This window comes from Psychroflexus maritimus (assembly GCF_011089875.1).
In the GTDB taxonomy this organism is placed as follows: Bacteria; Bacteroidota; Bacteroidia; order Flavobacteriales; family Flavobacteriaceae; genus Psychroflexus; species Psychroflexus maritimus.
Window position 1 is genome coordinate 1 of record NZ_JAANAS010000082.1, and the last position, 479, is coordinate 479.

The window sequence follows — 479 nt, forward strand, 5'->3', positions numbered from 1 at the left end:
TCCAACCAAACACAAACCGATTGTTTTGTGGTTCGGGAATTGGAACTCATCGTTGAGCCGAGTCCGCAGGTACAAGATTTTGACGACTTACGGGCGTGTAGTGATAATCCGAATATTGCGGTATTTGATTTAACTCAGAATTCAAGTTTAATTATCGGCAATCAAGAAAATGTTACTTTGACTTATCATCAAAGCCAAGAAAATGCCGAAAATGGCACCAACGCTATTGCTTTTCCCGTAAATTACAACGGAATTGATGGTGAGTTCATCTATATCCGATTGGAAGGAGAAAATGCTTGTATTACGGCATTTAATTCCGCTGAAGATAATCGATTCCAGTTGTTCATTGATGACCGACCTGAGATTAATTTAACAGCGAGTAATGAAGTGATTTGTGCTTCACCAAGTGACGCTCAACAAGCCGACAACGAAATAGGCGAATTCGATTTAACGCAGAAAGATGAGGAAATCAATCCAAA

1 protein-coding gene is annotated in these 479 nt (G+C 39.7%); it reads left to right on the plus strand.

Annotation, left to right across the window (positions count from 1 at the left end; genetic code table 11):
* On the plus strand, positions 1-479 hold a 479-nt coding region (locus G7034_RS09815; protein ID WP_166400789.1), incomplete at both ends, for a hypothetical protein.